Annotated in this window: 15 protein-coding genes; 8 read left to right on the top strand and 7 right to left on the bottom strand. The window is 59.7% G+C overall.

What is annotated here, in order from left to right:
- Positions 1 to 19 precede the first annotated feature (19 nt).
- The 3 genes from ACONT6_RS10140 to ACONT6_RS10130 all read right to left on the bottom strand — a co-directional run bounded on the left by ACONT6_RS10140 (position 20) and on the right by ACONT6_RS10130 (position 4,237).
- The gene (locus ACONT6_RS10140) at positions 20 to 1,816 is read right to left on the bottom strand and encodes a M28 family metallopeptidase (RefSeq protein WP_428818419.1); all 1,797 of its coding nucleotides are present in this window, start codon (positions 1,814 to 1,816) and stop codon (positions 20 to 22) included.
- A gap of 66 nt (positions 1,817 to 1,882) precedes the next feature.
- Complete coding sequence (locus tag ACONT6_RS10135) at positions 1,883 to 3,013, bottom strand: M14 family metallopeptidase (RefSeq protein WP_428818418.1); 1,131 nt, start codon at positions 3,011 to 3,013, stop codon at positions 1,883 to 1,885.
- A gap of 648 nt (positions 3,014 to 3,661) precedes the next feature.
- Positions 3,662 to 4,237: a hypothetical protein gene (locus ACONT6_RS10130; protein ID WP_428818417.1), complete on the bottom strand. Its 576-nt coding sequence runs from the start codon at positions 4,235 to 4,237 to the stop codon at positions 3,662 to 3,664.
- A gap of 279 nt (positions 4,238 to 4,516) precedes the next feature.
- Here ACONT6_RS10130 and ACONT6_RS10125 point away from each other — a divergent pair, with 279 nt between their 5' ends.
- Together ACONT6_RS10125 and ACONT6_RS10120 are read left to right on the top strand one after the other, a co-directional pair.
- Entirely contained in the window at positions 4,517 to 5,035 is a 519-nt protein-coding gene (locus ACONT6_RS10125) for a hypothetical protein (protein ID WP_428818416.1), read from the top strand.
- Between the two features lie 50 nt (positions 5,036 to 5,085).
- Positions 5,086 to 6,063 carry a heme-dependent oxidative N-demethylase family protein gene (locus tag ACONT6_RS10120; protein WP_428818415.1) on the top strand — a complete coding sequence of 326 codons (978 nt, stop codon included), beginning with the start codon at positions 5,086 to 5,088 and terminating at the stop codon, positions 6,061 to 6,063.
- A gap of 36 nt (positions 6,064 to 6,099) precedes the next feature.
- Here the strand turns inward: ACONT6_RS10120 and ACONT6_RS10115 are convergent, their stop codons facing one another.
- Positions 6,100 to 7,131 (bottom strand): helix-turn-helix domain-containing protein, encoded by a 1,032-nt coding sequence (locus ACONT6_RS10115; protein WP_428818414.1) that lies wholly within the window; start codon positions 7,129 to 7,131, stop codon positions 6,100 to 6,102.
- Positions 7,132 to 7,301: 170 nt separating this feature from the next.
- Here ACONT6_RS10115 and ACONT6_RS10110 point away from each other — a divergent pair, with 170 nt between their 5' ends.
- The 6 genes from ACONT6_RS10110 to ACONT6_RS10085 all read left to right on the top strand — a co-directional run bounded on the left by ACONT6_RS10110 (position 7,302) and on the right by ACONT6_RS10085 (position 14,230).
- Positions 7,302 to 8,648 (top strand): flavin-containing monooxygenase, encoded by a 1,347-nt coding sequence (locus ACONT6_RS10110; protein ID WP_428818413.1) that lies wholly within the window; start codon positions 7,302 to 7,304, stop codon positions 8,646 to 8,648.
- Positions 8,649 to 8,660: 12 nt separating this feature from the next.
- Complete coding sequence (locus tag ACONT6_RS10105; protein ID WP_428818412.1) at positions 8,661 to 9,617, top strand: bile acid:sodium symporter family protein; 957 nt, start codon at positions 8,661 to 8,663, stop codon at positions 9,615 to 9,617.
- Positions 9,618 to 9,656: 39 nt separating this feature from the next.
- Positions 9,657 to 10,652 carry an SDR family oxidoreductase gene (locus tag ACONT6_RS10100; RefSeq protein WP_428818411.1) on the top strand — a complete coding sequence of 332 codons (996 nt, stop codon included), beginning with the start codon at positions 9,657 to 9,659 and terminating at the stop codon, positions 10,650 to 10,652.
- Positions 10,649 to 11,509, top strand: coding sequence for an SDR family NAD(P)-dependent oxidoreductase (locus ACONT6_RS10095; protein WP_428818410.1), 861 nt, complete (start codon positions 10,649 to 10,651; stop codon positions 11,507 to 11,509). The genes ACONT6_RS10100 and ACONT6_RS10095 overlap by 4 nt, the downstream gene beginning before the upstream one ends.
- A gap of 259 nt (positions 11,510 to 11,768) precedes the next feature.
- Positions 11,769 to 12,557: a TatD family hydrolase gene (locus ACONT6_RS10090; RefSeq protein WP_428818409.1), complete on the top strand. Its 789-nt coding sequence runs from the start codon at positions 11,769 to 11,771 to the stop codon at positions 12,555 to 12,557.
- Positions 12,554 to 14,230, top strand: a complete 1,677-nt coding sequence (locus tag ACONT6_RS10085) for an aminotransferase class V-fold PLP-dependent enzyme (protein ID WP_428818408.1) — start codon at positions 12,554 to 12,556, stop codon at positions 14,228 to 14,230. Before ACONT6_RS10090 ends, ACONT6_RS10085 begins: the two co-directional genes overlap by 4 nt.
- A gap of 7 nt (positions 14,231 to 14,237) precedes the next feature.
- Here ACONT6_RS10085 and tcdA read toward each other — a convergent pair whose 3' ends face one another.
- The 3 genes from tcdA to ACONT6_RS10070 form a co-directional block, all read right to left on the bottom strand.
- Entirely contained in the window at positions 14,238 to 15,035 is a 798-nt protein-coding gene (tcdA, locus tag ACONT6_RS10080; protein ID WP_428818407.1) for a tRNA cyclic N6-threonylcarbamoyladenosine(37) synthase TcdA, read from the bottom strand.
- Between the two features lie 112 nt (positions 15,036 to 15,147).
- On the bottom strand, positions 15,148 to 15,612 hold the full coding sequence (locus ACONT6_RS10075) for an FKBP-type peptidyl-prolyl cis-trans isomerase (RefSeq protein ID WP_181252878.1): 465 nt from the start codon (positions 15,610 to 15,612) through the stop codon (positions 15,148 to 15,150).
- A gap of 206 nt (positions 15,613 to 15,818) precedes the next feature.
- Positions 15,819 to 16,253 (bottom strand): hypothetical protein, encoded by a 435-nt coding sequence (locus tag ACONT6_RS10070; protein ID WP_428818406.1) that lies wholly within the window; start codon positions 16,251 to 16,253, stop codon positions 15,819 to 15,821.
- Between the last annotated feature and the right edge of the window lie 365 nt (positions 16,254 to 16,618).

The following is a 16,618-nucleotide window of genomic DNA, read 5'->3' as shown; positions in this document are numbered from 1 at the left end:
CTCGAGCGAGCAGGGCCACTTATTTTCTGCTGTCCGCAGTTTTGTCGCGGGCGGCTTTAAACTCGTTGCCCTTGTACCAGTTCGGCCAGTCGCGGCTGTTGGCTAGCGCCAGGCCGATGTCGAGGCCGAGGGCCAGATCCAGTGCAGCGCCTTCCATGTTCCACTGGGGATCATATTCATCACCCGGCTTGTGGTAGTGCTCTGCGGTGTACTCTTCGCCTTTCTTCTGCGCCCATTCGCGGCCGTGCTCGAAGCTGTCGGTACCGGAATCGAAATAGAGCATGGGTACGCCCTTTTTCGCCAGGCTGAAGTGATCGGAGCGGTAGAAGTAGCCGCGCTCGGGATGATCTTCCGGCGCCAGGTAGCGTCCCTGGGTTGCCGCAGCTTTCTCCAGAATCTGCTCCAGCTCACTGTTGCCGTATCCCACAACGATCACGTCGCGCATGGGGCCGAGTACGCCCATGGCATCAAAGTTAATGCCGGCAACGGTTTTTTCCAGGGGGACCACCGGGTTGGCGGCGTAGTATTTGGAGCCGAGCAGGCCGGACTCTTCGGCAGTTACCGCGACGAACACCAGTGAGCGCTCGGGCGCCTGCGGCATCTTGGATACCTGGTGTGCCATCGCCAGCAGGCCGGCGGTGCCGGTTGCGTTGTCGACCGCGCCGTTAAAGATCTGGTCGCCGTCATCCGCATGGGTGTTTACCCCCAGATGATCCCAGTGCGCGGTGTAAATGATGGCTTCATCCGGGAACTTGCTGCCCTCGATTTTGGCCACCACGTTGCGCGAGTTGGAAGTGCGTACCTTGCTCTTGAGGTCGACGGAGGCCGTCAGGTTCAGGGGCTTGGGTTTAAAACCGCGTTGTTTCGCCGCGTCCATTTCCTGCGCCAGATCCAGTCCTGCAGCACTAAACAGTTTTTTGGCCGCGTCGCCGGTGATCCAGGACTCTACCGCTACGCGATCGGCATTTTTGTCTTCCGCCTCCAGGCTGATTTGCGCGCCGGACCAGCTGCCGCTGACCACTTCCCACGGGTACCCGGCAGCGCCGGTTTCGTGGATGATGATGGCCCCGTCAGCGCCCTGGCGCGCGGCCTCTTCGAACTTGTAGCTCCAGCGGCCGTAGTAGGTCATGGCGTTGCCGTTGAACAGGTTCTTGTCCTGGGTGGCATAGCCGGGATCGTTTACCAGGATAACCGCGGTTTTTCCTTTCATATCCAGGCCAGCGTAATCGTTCCAGTCATTTTCCGGAGCGACGATGCCGTAACCGACGTATACCAGTGGGCTGTCTTTCAGCTGGCTTTCTGCGGTCTGGCGCTGGGTAAATGCCACCATGTCGGTGAGGGGCTGCAGGGACTGTTCGAAGTCCTTGCCCTTGATTTCGAGTGGTGTGCTCTCAATTTGCATTTCCACCACTGGCACTTCCTGGAACCAGCTGGGGTTGCCATCGGCATCGGTGGCACCGGGCTTCAGGCCCAGTTTCTTGAACTCGTCCGCGAGGTAATTCACGGTCAGTTCTTCACCCTGGGTAGCGGGAGCGCGGCCTTCAAATTTATCCGAGGCGAGCACCGCGATGTGCTTGTGCAGGTCTTTGGCGATTTCCGCGACTTCGACTTTCTCTTCGTCGCTCAGGGTCGGCTCGCTGACCACCTCGGCTGTGGGCATGTCTTTTGGTGGTGTGGCTGCCTGTTCGCTGCCGGCTGTTGCGGCAGACTGCTCGGCACTGTTATCGGCAGCTTCTTTGCTGCAGCCGGCGATTGCGGTAAGTCCCGCAAGGGCCAGGGGCAGCGCCAGACGCCGCCAGTCAGAGGGCTTTTGCATGAGGGGTCCTTTTCTGGTTATTGGAAGTAGGGGACAGTGCGGCACGGTGTGCCGCTGGTCTTTCAATTATTTTTTATCCATAAACGCGAGGGTCTCGCGGATCGGGAACAGCATATCCCTTGCCAGACTGCGGCAGCGTGCGGGCGACCAGCCTTCGATAGGGTCCGGCAGGTTGTCATTGTCCTTGAATGGCATTTCCAGGGTGAGCGCCAGGGTGCGGAACTGGTGGCCACACCAGTTGGTGCCAACGGTCATGTTGGCTTCACCGGGCTTGTCCAGTGGATAGCCGCGCTCGGTCTGGAAGTCCGGGCTGATTTTTTCAAAGGCCTGCTTGAACGTATTCTCTAGCTCGGCGTGGTTGTCGTCGTAGCCGGGGATGCCCTCGCAGGCTGCGACGAAGTTGAAGGGCAGGGCCTCATCGCCGTGAATATCGAGGAACATGTCGCCGCCGGTCGCGAGCATGCGTTCGCGCACCAGGTAGACCTCGGGGCTGCGCTCCATGCTCGGTGACTGCCACTCGCGGTTGAGGTTGGCGCCCGCCGCATTTGTGCGCAGGTGTCCGCGTACGCTGCCGTCGGGGTTCATATTCGGCACCACGTAAAACACCGTGTCTTCCAGCAGGCTGAGTGCTGCAGAGTTGGATTCATCCAGCAGGGTTTCCAGGAAGCCCTCCACAAACCATTCCGCCATGGTCTCGCCGGGGTGTTGGCGAGCGATCATCCATACCTTCTTTTTTGCGGTATCCGGATTGCCAACCGTGAGCAGGGTCATTTCCCGGCCGTCCAGGGTGAGGCCGAGGGTCTCTGCCTGTACGCGCTCGTCGGACTGCGCCCACGCCAGCAAGTCGAGGTGGCGTTCCCAGGAGTAGGGCGCAAAGTACGCCAGGTAAATACTTGGCTGCTCCAGGTCAACGGTGAAGTCCAGCACCTTGCCATCGTATTGCGCATCGATCCGGAACCAGTTGTGACGATCGTAGGAAGCGCATACACGATAATTTTCCCAACCTTCGGGGTAGGCGGCCTTGCCGGCATTGGATATACGCAGCGGGTACTCTTTGCCGACTTCACCTTCGAGGCGGAAGTGGAACCACTGGTAAAAGTCCGACTGGTTATCGATCTTGATGGCGAGTTCGACAGGGGTGCTGTTGTTGTCGAGGACCTGGATATTGCCGCTGTCAAAGGCGCTGCTGATATGCATGCGAGGACTCCGCAGTATTCGTGGGCGAACGGGGTGAATGCGCCGGCAGCCATTGGCGGATCCGGCATTTTTCGTCTTGAGCTAGCAGGATACAGATTCGAACCGAAAATTCAGGATAGCCCAAGGCAGCTTGAACGAAATCTCTGTCAGCTGTTTATTTTTGAGAACAATATATTGAAAAGGGAGTGGGGTGGTATGTTTTCTGGCTGCGCAGAAACGGATCACCCAACACAAATAAAGGGCATGAAAAATGGCGGTGGGAATAGAAAATTTAAACGCCCCCGCATCCCAAATAACCCCCGCGCCTCAAATAAAAAGGCGCGGTGCCCTTGCGAACACCGCGCCCCTGCCAATCCATGGCGGCACCTGCTGAGACTACTGCTCCTTGAAATTTCTGGCGTCAGACCAATGACGACTTCTCACTGCCCCGGTCAATGCGCGGTGCGAACCACTACCGCACCATCAGAAACGTTGTACTGCTCCCTGACATACCTCAGTAGGTGCTGTTTAAAGTTTAGGCAGCCCAGTTGCGGGCTGCCCTGTGCAAGTGAAAACTTGGCGTGCAAACGGTTAACTTTTAGACAGTTGATTCAGTTATGCCTTTCTGGCGAAACATTAAGCATTTTTGCCCGTAAGTTGATACAAGCGTCAATCGAAATTCAGTTCGCTGTCTTTCCAGTACTTGGTCCCCTTCAGCGTAGCCTGCAGGGCAATGCCGCTCTCGGTGAGCTGGTAAACCCGCATGCCATCGACAACCACTTCTCCGCCTACCGCGACGCCTTTGTCCTGGGCCTTGGCGGCGGCGTCGGCGTGGCCGCCGAATGACCAGCCGCGCTCCACGAAGCGGTTCATGACTTCGGGGGAATCAAATACGAACAGGGCGCGAAAATCTTTGATACCGAGGCCCAGCCCCAGGCCCACTTCGCCCATTTTCATATAGGTGCGTTCGCCCGACTTGCTTACCGCCACACCGTAGCCGGTGGAAGCGCTGGCCAGTAGCAGGTTGACATTGACGTTACTGAACACGGCGTATCCCGGGGCGCGAGCCACGTCGGTGCGCAGGTCGGGTTTCAGGTCGTACAGTGCGTTCAGGACTTCGCGCTCGGTTTGTTGGATATGTTGGCGCTGATCTTCGCGGGTCTGCCCCGGCGCGGCACAGCCGCTGATTACAAGCAGGTTGGCGAGCATGATGAACAGGCTGCCGTATCGGACGTAAGCTGGCATGGTGGTTTCTCCATCGCTGCCCCACGGAATCCAGTGAAAGGCGCGGTTCCAGTGGGTGGATTGTTAGGGGTATGGTTGTTGGTATCTCCCCGGGGTGGCATTGCCGGAATTTGTCGATACATGGCACCAACGGTGATCAGAATACCGACGATGTATTGTTGTGCCTGCGACCTGGCGCACAAAGATCCAATTGGCGCCACTTTCCGTGCGGCGGGCAAATCGGTATTCTTGCGAGCCTGTACTATCTGGCGAACTGTTCCAATAAAGGAATCAAAATCCATGAACAAATCCATCAAGCGCGGCATCGCCGTTTCCTGCCTTATGACCCTGATGCTGAATCTCACGGCATGTGGCTACTTCCTGTACCCTGAGCGCAAGGGGCAAGCGGGCGGCCGAGTTGACCCGGTTGTGGTCATCCTGGATGGCGCAGGCCTGTTGTTCGGTATTCTGCCGGGTATCGTGGCTTTCGCGGTGGACTTCACCAACGGCACTATCTACCTGCCGGCCGGTGGTTCTTCCGCCATTGACCGCCATCTCACCGCAGTAGATCAGGACGCCCAGGACGCGGATCTGATGGAAGAGGGTAAGCCGGTCATCGACCAGAATGGCCAGGCCTGGATTGAGCTGCCGCTCGAAGCCGTTACCGGCGACCGAGAAGTTGAAAACCTGGAGCAGGTACGTGCGGCGCTCGGTGAATACACTGGTCAGCAGATTGCCGCGACGGATATCGTATGGCTGGAAGACCTGGCGGCACTGTCCCAGGCGCGCGCCGCTCAACAGGCAACTGCATCCCGTTGATGCGCGGCTTGTGACCGCTTTGTCGCCTAATCTGCACCGGTGCAATTCCGGTGTCTAGCCTTCCCGGGATTTCTTCCGGAGGTGTCCGGCAAGCGGCGCGGAATGCGCGCCGCTTTGCTCAGGACCTGTGCTCTCCAAGCGCGGTGCTGCCTTTTATCCGCGAACCCGCCATCGTACACATGGGATTGAACCGGCTTGCGCCGCAAGACTGGATCCAGCCCTGTGCCAATCTCCCGTACTACCTGCACAACAAGCTTGCTGCCCGCCGTCGACTGGGAGAGCGGGTATTCGCGCAGTTGCCAGCATCACTTCCTGCCCAGCGGGAGCTGGTGACCCTGATGGCTAAGCATTTGTCGCGGGATCACGACACATACCATTGTGCGGCTGGCGGTGAGTTGCGCTGGCGCGATTGCTTTGGGGGCGCGGGTGCACTCTGTTGGCCCGGCGCCGATGTCGTGCGCGCGAGCGACGAGCCGTTGTGGGGTGCGAGTCTCTGGGTGGCAGATGATCTGTGTATTTTGTTGCCCGGCGCGCGCGGCTATGAGCTGGTGGCGGCGTCACTGGCTGCACCCAGTTACTGGCGTCTGGAAGAAAAAATCGGCCGCCCCCTGGATGCAATTCACAAGCCCGTGCCGGGTTTTCACCGCGATCTCGGCACGCAGGTGGCCCGCTTTTTCGATCATCTGCTGCCGGAGTACCCGGTGTGGCGCAGTAACTGGTCGGTGGTGGACTCTGCCGCGCTTCTGCAGCGCGGAGCCGATGACACAGGCTCAAGGGATCTTGCGCTCGATGAGGATGCGCTTTACCTGCGCATCGAGCGGCAGTCGCTGCGACGCCTGCCGGAGACCGGCGCGGTGGTGTTTAGTATCCGCGTGATGACCAACCCACTGTCGGATCTGCTGGCAGTGCCCGGGGGATTGTCGGCACTGCAGGCTGCGGTGGAGGCGATGTCGCCGGAGGAGTCGCGCTACAAATCCCTCGCGCCATTGCGTGCGCCGTTACAGGCATTTTTCCGCGCGCACCTGTGAGGCCCCGGCCGGGCACACAGAGGTGCCCGGCATCGTTTACTCGGTGTTGTCGGGATTCTCCGCGTCGGCCAGATTTTCCAGGCTGTCCAGCTTGAAAGCCTTGGGGGACAGTCCGGTCCAGCGTCTGAAGGCTTTGCCGAATGCGCTCTCGTCGCAATATCCGAGGGCCGCGGCAATATCCACGTTGGTCTTTTCGCCCTCGCGCAGCCACTGACAGGCATAGTGGCTGCGCACCTCGTCCTGGATCGCACGGAAGCTGGCGTTTTCTTCCAGCAACTTGCGCCCCAGGTGGCGTGGACTGATGCACAACCGCGCAGCAACCTGTTCCCGGCTGAGCTGGGGCTCCTGTTGCAGCAGATGGGCTACACGTAGCTGCAGGCTTTTGCTGGTCAGTGCCTTGAGCAGGGTATCGGCCTCTGGCTTGAGACGCGCCATTACATGGCGGTCGGCGGCCACCAGGGGGATTTCCAGGTCCTGGGGGCGCAGGCGAATGCCGGAGGCCTCTGCATTGAACTGTACCGGTGCCTGCAGCAATTGCTGGTATTGCTGCTGGATTGCCAGAGAGGGGGTAGGGTAGGCAAACTGGATGCTTTGCGGCTGGAATTCACGGCCTGTCATCGCCCGGGCCTGAGCCAGGCAGATGGATAGCACGGTTTCTACCCGCAGGCGGGCGCAGCGCAGATAGTTGGGGCGGTAGCAGAGCTCCACGTAGAAACTGCTGCGGCGCATTTCAAACAGGCCACCCTCGCCCAGCAGTGGGTGGTAGATCAGCAGCTGATCCAGGGCTGCACCCAGGTTTTTCTGAGTCATCAGCAGGTAGCCGACCAGTCCCATCTGGCTGCCCAGCATGGCCTGGCCCAGGCGAATTCCCAGCAGCGGGTCGGGATGGGCGGCCTGTACCGCCAGCCAGATCTCTTCCTGGACCTGCATTGGGACCCTGTCTCCATCGTTAATGGAGGTCAGGATGGCTTCCACACGGGAAGGCAGCTTCAGCTGGAGTTGCGCCAGGGCGCTTATAATCGCGCGTGTATAGCTTAAAGTTACGCTTCTGTTGTCAGTTCTGTGCAAAACGTCTGTCCGAAATTAACCAGATACTGCCCGATTATGACGACGGTGCATCGGGATGTCACGTTATATTGACGGCCAAGGCGATATGACAAGTCAGTTTGCCCGCCTGACACAGGCCCGACAGCGGGTTGCGTGGGAAGGCAACTGCGCGGAAAACCCGGAGAAGAATAATGAAACCCTTTGCCGTCATCGGTGCGGGCCCCATGGGGCTTTGTAGTGTACGTAACCTGGCCAAGCACGGGATTCCCTGCGTGGGCTTCGAGATTCACAGCGACGTCGGTGGGCTGTGGGATATCGACAGCGAGACCAGCACCATGTACGAGTCTGCGCACCTGATTTCCTCCAAGAAAATGACCGAATTCGCGGAATTCCCGATGGGCGAAGACGTTGCGCTTTTCCCCCATCACCGCGAGATGCGCGATTACTTCCGCGACTATGCGCGGACCTTCGATCTCTACCGTCACTACGAGTTTGAGACCGAAGTGGTGAGCTGTGAGCGGGTCGGGAGCGACTGGCGTATTACCACCCGCTGTCGTGGCGAGGAGCAGACCCGGGAATTCGGCGGCCTGCTGATTGCCAACGGCACACTGCACCACCCCAATATGCCCCAGCTGCCCGGTGAGTTTGCCGGGGAACTGCTGCACTCTTCCGATTACCGGGATCCGGCCATTTTTGACGGCAAGCGCGTATTGCTGGTGGGTTGCGGTAACAGCGGGGCAGATATAGCGGTGGATGCGGCCCACCGGGCGAGCAGCGTGGATATCAGCCTGCGCCGCGGCTATTACTTCCTGCCCAAGTTTATTGGCGGCAAGGCTACCGATGCGGTGGGCGGCAAGATCAAACTGCCGCGATTTGTGCAGCAGCGTATCAGTGCGGCCATCTCCAAATTCATGCTCGGCACGCCGGAGCAGTACGGCCTGCCGAAGCCGGATTACAAGATGTTCGAATCCCACCCGGTGATCAACTCGCTGATACTGCACCATATTGGCCACGGCGATATCAAGCCGCGCAAGGACATCTCCGAGGTCAATGGCCACAAGGTGACTTTTGCCGATGGCAGCAGCGGCGAGTACGACATGGTGATGATGGCCACCGGCTACAAGCTGCACTATCCGTTTATCGATCGCGCGCACCTGAACTGGGAAGGGTTCGCGCCGCGTCTGTACCTGAACGTGTTCCACCCGGAATACGACAACCTGTTCCTGATGGGCATGGTAGAAGCTGCCGGTCTCGGCTGGGAAGGTCGCAACCGGCAGGCAGAAATGGTCGCGCTGTACATCAAGCAGCTGGCGGCCGGCGCGGAGTCCGCGCGCAAGCTGAAGCAGACCAAGCGTGCGGCCGCTGGCGAGCGCGCGGATGGGGGCATGAATTACCTGCAGCTGGAGCGCATGGCCTACTACGTGCACAAGGACACCTACCTCAAAGCACTGGCTGGTCACACACGGGACTTGCTCCAGGATGCCACGGTTGCGGATACTGCACGTTTTTCATCCAATTCGGCCGCGGTGACCCGCTGAGGTCGCTAAGCCATGAATGATTTGAATACTGTAGTCACAACGTCCATTGACAGCTTCCAGATGTCTCCCGCGGCCCTGATCGCACTGAACGCGGTGCTCGCGTTCATGATGTTCGGGGTTTCCATGGGGCTGCGCACCGCGGACTTCAGCCGTGTACTACGCCGTCCGGTGGCGCCGGTAACGGGGCTGTTGGCGCAGTTCCTGTTGCTGCCGGCGGTCACCTGCCTGGGTACCTGGGCGCTGGACATCAGTCCCGGGCTGGCGCTGGGGATGATCCTCGTCTCCTGTTGCCCGGGCGGTAGCTTCTCCAACGTCATGACCTGGATTGGCCGTGCGAATGTGGCCACCTCAGTCAGTATGACTGCCATTTCCAGTCTTGCTGCAGTGGTCATGACCCCGTTCAATTTTGCCCTGTACGGCAGTCTCAACCCCAATACCCGCGACGCACTGCAAGCCATTGCACTGCCGGCAGAAAACATGGTGCTGATGGTGGTGCTGGTTCTGGCGCTGCCCATGGCCCTGGGAATGATTGTCGGTGCGAAGTTCCCGGGTTTTGCCGAGCGCAGCGAGCGGCATTTCCGCACTGCATCGCTGATGGTGTTCCTGTTGTTTGTGGTGATTTCCTTCAGCAAGCACTGGCAGACCGCGGTGCAGATCGCCGGGGCTGTGCTGGTACTGGTGATTGCGCACAACGCCATAGCCTTTCTGGTGGGCGACCTCGCGAGCCGCGCCGCACGATTGCCGCAGGGAGACCGCCGAGCGGTCACCATGGAAGTGGGTATACAGAATTCCGGGCTGGCGCTGGCGATCCTGTTTACGTTTTATCCAGAGGCGGGAGAGATGCTGGTCATCGCCGGTTTCTGGGGTGTCTGGCACCTGGTATCGGGCTTGAGCCTCGCGGGCTACTGGAACTTCAGCCAGCGCCGCCTGCTCGCCGCGACCCCGAAAACTGCGGGCGATTGCCCGTAGGGTTTGTGCACCACCCACAACAATAAGAGCTGTATAGAAATGAGTGAAAAAAGGGTATTGATTACCGGCGCCGCCGGCTATGTGGGCGGCCAGCTTGGGGATCTCCTGGGTAAAACCATGTCTGTGGTGGGGGTGGATATCCAACACCGGGAAACGTCTTTCCCGCTGTTTGTGATGGATATTTGCGATGCTGCACTCGCGGAATTGATGCGTGTGGAACGCATTACTCATGTGGTGCACCTGGCATCGGTGGTGTCACCGGGGCGCGATCGCGCGCGGGAATACCGCATCGATGTGGAGGGCACACGCAACGTACTTGAAGCCTGTATTACCGCTGGTGTGGAGCACCTTACCCTGACCAGCAGCGGTGCTGCATACGGATACCATGCCGATAATCCCGCCTGGCTGGAAGAAACCCACGCGTTGCGTGGCAATCCGGAATTCGCCTACTCCGATCACAAGCGCCTGGTAGAGGAGATGCTGGCGGAATACCGGCAGCGCCACCCTCAGCTCAAACAGCTGATTTTTAGGCCCTGTTCCATTATCGGTGCCACCACCAACAGCAAGATCAGCGACCTGTTTGCCGGCAGCGGCATTCTCGATCCCGGCGGCCACAATTCAGCGTTTGTCTTCATCTGGGATGAGGATGTGATCGGCGCGATTGAGTACGGCGTGGTCCACAGTGCCAGCGGCATTTTCAATCTCGCTGGTGATGGCGCCCTGACCCCGGCGGAGATCGCGCGGTTACTCGACAAGCCACTGCGGCGTCCGCCGGTGTGGTTGCTGAAAGCACTTTTGTGGGTTAGCTACAACCTGCGCCTGGGCAATGTGCAGCCTGCGCAAGTCATGTTTCTGCAGTATCGGCCGGTGTTGTTGAACACCCGCCTGAAGAGCGAGCTGGGCTACCAGCCCAGAAAAACCTCCGCCGAGGCCTTTGCCTATTTTGCTAGCGAGGCGCTGGGAATCAGCGTCGACCCCGGTGAAGCCAATGTGACTTGTGCTGGTTCTGCTGACGAGCAGGGAGTTCCGGCATGAGTGCGGCAGATGTAAAGCGCTTCAACAGGTCGAAAGTTGTCGTCGTCACTGGTGCTGCAGGTGGTCTTGGTTGGGCGCTGGTTCAGTCCCTGGTGAAGGCTCATGCTGGCGAAACACCGCTGCGATTTGCCCTGGTTGATGTCAACGGCGAAGCGCTGGCGGCGCGCGGTCGCGAGCTTGAGCAGCAGGGGATCGACGCGGACGTTTTTGTTGCCGACCTGTCCAGTGAAAGCGCCGTAGCGGAATTGTGCGAGCGGCTGCGGGCGCTCTATCCGCATGTGGATTTGCTGATCAACAATGCGGGTATTACCCATCGCAGTCTCTCTACCCAGACCACCAATACGGTCATTCGCCGGGTGATGGCGGTGGATTACCACGCGCCGGTGGAATTGGCTCAGGGATTACTCGCTCCGCTGCGTGCTGCGGGTGGCTGTGTAGTGAATATCAGTTCCATGGCTGGCTGGATGCCGGTGCTGGGGCGCGCGGGTTACTGTGCAGCGAAGAGTGCCTTGCACCAGTATTTTGAAACGTTCCGCGAAGAGGTTCGGGAAGAGGGCGTCCGCGTGTTGATGGTCTATCCGAGCTTCGTGGCCACGGATATCGATACCAATGCCCTGTCCGGCGATGGCGGGCGAGCCCGCCACGCGCAGAGCACCATTGGTCAGGTGCGCAGTGCGGACTGGATGGCCGACCGGATTGTGGCCGCGCAGATGGCGGGCAAGGAGCGTTTGTTTCCGCGCGACAAATCCCTGCTCGGTGCCTATCTGTACAAACTGGCACCGCGTCTGTTCCTGCGTCAGATGGTAAAAAACTTCCGGGTAGAGCTGGAAGAGGGACGCAACCTGGTGCGCGAGTAGACCTGGCTCGCCAAGCTCCGGGGTCAGCATGAGTATGATGCTGGCCTGCGGTGGCTTTTCTGCAATCTTCTGCCTCTTTCCCTTGCCTCCTCGCGCTCCCCTCCCTTCCCGTTTCACATTAGTCCGGTAACCTGCGCGAAAATAGCCAGTCGAGCCCGGCGTCGCAATTCTATGGCCCGCGACCTACAATTCACGTCCTGGATTGCCGGGTGTTGTCCCTTCCTCATTACTCGCGCAGAAAACTGTTTCCGAGCCGCCTATGCCCCTGATCGACAGCCACTGTCATTTTGATTTTGATGCGTTTGCCGCAGACCGCGAACAGGTCTGGTCCAGCTGTCGGCAGCGCGGTGTCGAAGCGCTGGTGATTCCGGGAGTGAGTATTCCCCAGTGGCGACAGCTGTTTGCAATGGTGAATGCACAGGCGGGCTGGTACGGTGCAGCGGGGGTACATCCCTGGTGGGTATCCCAGCTTACCCTTTCCCCGCAGCAGCTGTATCGCGCGGTGGTCGAGCGCGTAGAGCGCGAACGCCGACAGGGTACGGGGGGCTGCGTGGCAGTGGGGGAGTGCGGGCTGGACGGCAATATTGATCTTCCTCTGGAACAACAGCTGCCGGTGTTCGAGGCGCAGCTGGAGGCTGCCAACACACTTTCACTACCGGTAATCGTGCACAGTGTGCGCACCCATAATGAGATAATCCGCGCGTTGAAAAAAGCCGCAGTAAAAAAGGCCGGTGTAATTCACGCATTCACCGGCAGCCGGGAAATAGCCGAGGAATATATCAAGCTCGGTTTTTATCTGGGGGTGGGGGGCACCATCACCTATGAGCGCGCCGCCAAGACCCGCAGGACCCTGACGGACGTTCCACTCGAGCATCTCCTGTTGGAATCCGATGCTCCGGACATGCCGCATGCCGGGCGCCAGGGCGAGCGCAATAGTCCGGAATATTTGCCGGCTGTGGCTGAAACACTGGCAGCGCTGCGCAAAGTGCCGGTGGAAACCATTGTTGCCCAAACTGGAAAAAACACGCAGGCGCTATTCGATCTATGACTTTTTCTGTCGAAGACTTTAAGCAGCGGTTTCCGCTGTTCCAGCAAAGTGAAAACCGCGATCTGGTATATCTGGACAATGCGGCCACCACACAAAAACCGGCTTGTGTCATTGAGGGCATCAGCGAGTTTTACCTGCATGCGAACGCGAACACTCATCGCTCCAGTCATCGACTGGCGCGGCGCGCGACGGAAATGGTGGAGCAGGTGCGGCGCGATGCGGCGGGGTTCCTCGGTGCGCAATCCGCTCGGGAAATCATCTTCACCCGCGGGGCGACCGAGGGACTGAATCTGCTGGCCAACAGCCTGTGCGCCACACTGCGCGCGGGAGATGAAGTCCTGCTGTCCACCGCAGAACATCATGCGAATCTGGTTCCCTGGCAGATGATGGCCGAGCGTTACAATCTGCAGCTGCGCTTCGTGCCCGACGAGGCCGGCGTGCCCAACTTTGCGCGTATCGGGGAGGTGCTTACCTCGCGTACCCGCATTGTATCGGTTACCGCCGGTTCCAATGCGCTCGGGTTTCGCACTGATCTACAGGCGTTGCGCGAGGCGCTATCCGGGCGCGATCTGATGTGGGTACTGGATGGTGCGCAGCTGGCGGCGCACGATGTGGTCGATGTGGCAGCCATTGGTTGTGATTTCTTTGTCTGTTCTGCGCACAAGTTTTACGGTCCCACCGGTATCGGGCTGGTGTTCGGGCGCGAGGCGTTGCTGGCACAGCTGCCGCCCTGGCAGGGAGGTGGGGAGATGATCACCAGCGTCGATCTGCTGGCCAGTGAGTTTGCGGACTTGCCCCACCGCTTTGAGGCGGGAACCTCCTCCCTGGCTGCCATCGCCGGACTGGGTGCCTGTCTCAAATTTCTGGGGCGCTGCGACCGGCCGGCTATGGCCCGGCACGAGCAGGGCCTGCAGCAGTACCTGCACGACCGCTTGGCACAGATTCCCGAGCTGGTGTTGTTGAGCCACAGTCAAAGCAATCTCGGTATCGTCACTTTCACCCATCCCCGTTGCGCCGCCATCGACCTGGCCCAGTGGCTGGACGGGAGGGATATTGCGGTGCGGGTAGGGCATCACTGTGCCCAGCCACTGCTGCGTGCCGCTGGCCACACCGCCACGGTGCGCGCGTCCTTTGCCGCGTACAACAGCCGGCAGGACGCGGAGCGGTTTATGGCCGGGGTCGAGGAGTTCTTTGCCCAGCTGGATGCAGAAGATGCCGGCGAGCCGCTGTCGGAAAGTCCGGTTGATGCTGCTTGCGAGTGGGTTGCGGATGATCTCTCGGCGTTGGATATAGACGCACTGCGCAGTCGCAAGACCTGGCAGGACCGTTATCGGACCCTGATGGGGTGGGCGAAAACCATTTCTCGCAAGGATGTGATTCGCCGCGAACAAAACCTGGTGCGCGGATGTGAATCCAGTGCCTGGCTGGTGTATCGCTGTGAGGGTGGCAGGCACCTGTTTGCGCTGGATAGTGACAGCCGGATCGTAAAAGGGCTCGGCGCGCTATTGCTGGCCCTGTTGAATGGACAGCCTACCGGCAGGGTAAACCGGGCCGAACTGGAGGCGCTGTTCGAGGAGCTGGGATTGGCGCAGCAATTGAGTGAATCGCGCAGCAATGGATTCCGCGCGCTGATGGAACGCGCGTTTACCCTGATGTCCGAGCCGGCGGGTTAAGCGGGGCTCAGCCCTGTTTCACAATCCGCTCAATGGCTTTACTGGCCGCAACAAAACCGAAGGTGCCAGTGACCATGGTGGCGGCGCCGAAACCGCCGCTGCAATCCAGTTTTACTCCGTTTTGCATGCTGCTTTTCTGCTGGCATACCTGTCCATCCGGCTGCGGGTACACCATCGGTTCCGCGGAGTAGATGGCGTCTATGCCGAACTGGCGCTTGCTGGATTTCTGGAAGTTGTGAAAGCGATACAGGTGTTGCCGCACCTTGGCCAGCATCGGGTCGCTGACCGTGCGCCCCAGGTCCGCGCAGGTGATTTTGGTGGGGTCCTTCTTGCCACCCGCAGAGCCTACGGTCACCAGGCGGATCTTGCGCGCCTTGCAGTAGGCAATCAGCGCAGCCTTGATACGGGCGTTATCAAAGGCATCGATCACGATATCAATTCGCGCTTTTTCTGGGGCGAGCAGGTCGGCGAAATTGTCGCTGGCGATGAAGTCCTCGTGGGTCTCGATCGCTATTTCCGGATTGATTGCGCGCAGTCTTTCCGCCATTACGGATACCTTGATATCCCCCACGGTATCGACGAGTGCGTGGATCTGGCGGTTGGTGTTGGTGATACAGATGTCGTCGAGATCAATCAGGGTAATCTTGCCGATACCGCTGCGCGCCAGCGCTTCCGCGGCCCAGCTGCCAACGCCGCCAATGCCGATCACGACCACGTGCGCGTCGTGTAGGCGCGCCAGGGCCGGTTCACCGTAGAGTCGGGCGATACCGCCAAATCGTTGCAGGTAGGAGTCGCTGAGGGGCATGGGAAAATTCCGGGATTACTTCGTGCGGGGAATCTGAATCAGTCTAGGCCGGGAAAGGGGTTGCTGGAGTGGGGAGGGTGCAGGGCCGGGAGGCCCTGCACACGGCGATCACTTAGTGCACGTGACCGTGGTCGATTTCTTCCGGCGTGGCTTCACGCACGGCTACAACTTCGATTTCGAAGTGCAGTTCCACACCTGCCAGAGGGTGGTTGCCGTTGATGGTGACCTGGTCGCCGTCGATGTCGATGATCTCCACTTCAATGGGGTGGCCTTCAGTGCTCTGGGCGCGGAACGCCATGCCCACTTCCAGCTTTTCCACACCGCCGAAAGCGCTGCTCGGCAGGGTCTGGATCAGTTCGGGGTTCTGCGGGCCGTAGCCTTCTTCCGGGGCGATGACGACGGTGAATTTGTCGCCAGCGCTCTTGTCCAGCATTTCCTTTTCCAGGCCGGGGATAATATTGCCCACACCCTGCAGGTACTTCAGCGGCTGTCCACCTTCGGAGGAGTCGATCACGGTGCCTTCGGCATCTTTCAGGGTGTAGTTGATCTCCACCACACTGTGGTTAGCAATTTTCATTGGCAATCTCTTGTATCTTGAGAGTGAGTTGTAGCGCTTACCGCTTACGGAAGGAAAAGCAAACGGGGATAAAGGCTGTGTGAGGGGGCATTGTATGGGGCGACCCCGGCGGTCGCAACCGAGGGGCGGGAGGAGGCCCGCGGAGCGGCCTGGACCGCGCTCCGCAAAAAGGGGCTCATTGGCGGCTTAACACCGCCATTGCGGCGCTAGCAGGCGATACACAGCGGTTCCTGGCAGCGTTCATAGAGGTCACCGGCCGCGCGCACCAGGCGATTGCTGGCCCTGGCTGAGACGCCCTTTTCGAGCAGGCGCGCCTCGAAATACTCCAGCAGGGCCTCGAACAGTGCCGGGTTCAGCCCGCGGGCGAGGAAGTTGGCGCGGGCGCTGTGAACCGGCTCGGGCTGGCCGGACAGGGCATGGCTCAGGAATTGCGCCTGACGGCTGTGTTGCTTGCCGTGATCGGCCGTATCTTCCGGGGTCAGGTATTTGCCGATGGCGCGATAGAATTCGCCCACGGTTTCGTGCACGAAGGCGCGGCCGCCCAGTTGGGCGAGCGGGCCCTGCTCGTCGAAACCGGGACTGCTGCCCTGGACTGCCGGTGTGACGGGCTTGTGAACGAGAACGGGTACAACTTTCGGCATAGGTAGATTCCCCCTGTGAGATGGTAATCATTCTTGTGATCTTGTCGCGATGGCGCCCGGTTTGCCTCGATTCTGCGTATGCGCCCGTGCTGATTCCGGATCTGTGCCGGAGGCCCGGGTGTGGGCTGGGGACTGCCTGTCGCGATATGGGCGGCAAGATTACGGGATGGATATACCACTGCCAACGAAGCCGCACGAAATTGTCACACTCTTCCACGGGTTGTGCCGGTGTGTTTAATTTCGTGCAGGATTTGGGCGCTGAAACCTTCGGCGTCTAGTAAAAAAATCCCTGAATGCGAGATGAATGTCCCCGGAAGTGGCGTGGGGCGAAGTGCCGCTGGTAGACTTGCCAGTTGAGTTTCGCG

This window comes from Microbulbifer sp. MCCC 1A16149 (genome assembly GCF_050368945.1).
Lineage (GTDB): Bacteria > Pseudomonadota > Gammaproteobacteria > Pseudomonadales > Cellvibrionaceae > Microbulbifer.
The sequence above is the reverse complement of the archived record's forward strand: the minus strand, read 5'-3'. Positions and strand labels throughout refer to the sequence as shown.

Excerpts from the sequence above, each read along its gene's own strand:
- ACONT6_RS10140 (WP_428818419.1), bottom strand. The coding sequence starts at position 1,816 with ATGCAAAAGCCCTCTGACTGGCGGCGTCTGGCGCTGCCCCTGGCCCTT.
- ACONT6_RS10135 (WP_428818418.1), bottom strand. The coding sequence starts at position 3,013 with ATGCATATCAGCAGCGCCTTTGACAGCGGCAATATCCAGGTCCTCGAC.
- ACONT6_RS10130 (WP_428818417.1), bottom strand. The coding sequence starts at position 4,237 with ATGCCAGCTTACGTCCGATACGGCAGCCTGTTCATCATGCTCGCCAAC.
- ACONT6_RS10125 (WP_428818416.1), top strand. The coding sequence starts at position 4,517 with ATGAACAAATCCATCAAGCGCGGCATCGCCGTTTCCTGCCTTATGACC.
- ACONT6_RS10110 (WP_428818413.1), top strand. The coding sequence starts at position 7,302 with ATGAAACCCTTTGCCGTCATCGGTGCGGGCCCCATGGGGCTTTGTAGT.
- ACONT6_RS10105 (WP_428818412.1), top strand. The coding sequence starts at position 8,661 with ATGAATGATTTGAATACTGTAGTCACAACGTCCATTGACAGCTTCCAG.
- ACONT6_RS10100 (WP_428818411.1), top strand. The coding sequence starts at position 9,657 with ATGAGTGAAAAAAGGGTATTGATTACCGGCGCCGCCGGCTATGTGGGC.
- ACONT6_RS10095 (WP_428818410.1), top strand. The coding sequence starts at position 10,649 with ATGAGTGCGGCAGATGTAAAGCGCTTCAACAGGTCGAAAGTTGTCGTC.
- ACONT6_RS10090 (WP_428818409.1), top strand. The coding sequence starts at position 11,769 with ATGCCCCTGATCGACAGCCACTGTCATTTTGATTTTGATGCGTTTGCC.
- ACONT6_RS10085 (WP_428818408.1), top strand. The coding sequence starts at position 12,554 with ATGACTTTTTCTGTCGAAGACTTTAAGCAGCGGTTTCCGCTGTTCCAG.
- tcdA (WP_428818407.1), bottom strand. The coding sequence starts at position 15,035 with ATGCCCCTCAGCGACTCCTACCTGCAACGATTTGGCGGTATCGCCCGA.
- ACONT6_RS10075 (WP_181252878.1), bottom strand. The coding sequence starts at position 15,612 with ATGAAAATTGCTAACCACAGTGTGGTGGAGATCAACTACACCCTGAAA.
- ACONT6_RS10070 (WP_428818406.1), bottom strand. The coding sequence starts at position 16,253 with ATGCCGAAAGTTGTACCCGTTCTCGTTCACAAGCCCGTCACACCGGCA.